The sequence below is a fragment of the Poseidonocella sp. HB161398 genome, from assembly GCF_005870025.1.
In the GTDB taxonomy this organism is placed as follows: Bacteria; Pseudomonadota; Alphaproteobacteria; order Rhodobacterales; family Rhodobacteraceae; genus Mangrovicoccus.
This window is the reverse complement of record NZ_VATA01000297.1, coordinates 1-516: the sequence shown is the minus strand read 5'-3', so window position 1 is coordinate 516 and position 516 is coordinate 1. Positions and strand designations below refer to the sequence as shown.

The following is a 516-nucleotide window of genomic DNA, read 5'->3' as shown; positions in this document are numbered from 1 at the left end:
TCCGGTGAGTACGCCACGCGTAATCCTGTCCTGCCCGCCTCGCTGCATAGTTTCAGATCGAAGGACGGTGACAACTACCCTGCACGAGGGGGCATGGCCGCGATGCCCTGGAAGCGGCCTGTCTCCGGGCGCTGGAGATCGGCGGCACCTCGTACAGCTCGGTCAACTCGATCCTGAAGAGTGAGCCGTCGAAGGCGCCACCGGTCCGAGCCCGACGGCGAACGCTGCATCGCCGGCGGCCCGAAAAGCCCGCGGACGGGCCCGCGATCTCCCATCCCAACATCCGCGGAGCCGGATATTTCCACTGAGAAAGGAAACACATGCTCGACCATCCCACCCACAGCCAGCTGCGCGAGCTCAGGCTGGACGGCATGGCGGACGCCTTCGCCGAGCTGCAGGGCCGCGACGACATTGGCGACCTCAGCCATGCCGAATGGCTCGGCCTGCTGATCGACCGCGAGGCCGCCAGCCGCAGCACGAAGAAATTCCGGAGCCGGATGCGGGCGGCCAAGCTCC

General features: G+C 66.9%; 1 protein-coding gene. It reads left to right on the top strand.

All coding sequences use genetic code 11. The features are described from left to right. Window positions 1-320 precede the first annotated feature (320 nt). Window positions 321-516, top strand: a 196-nt coding sequence (locus FGX59_RS37335; RefSeq protein WP_171061038.1) for an ATP-binding protein, incomplete at its 3' end; no start/stop codon positions are given.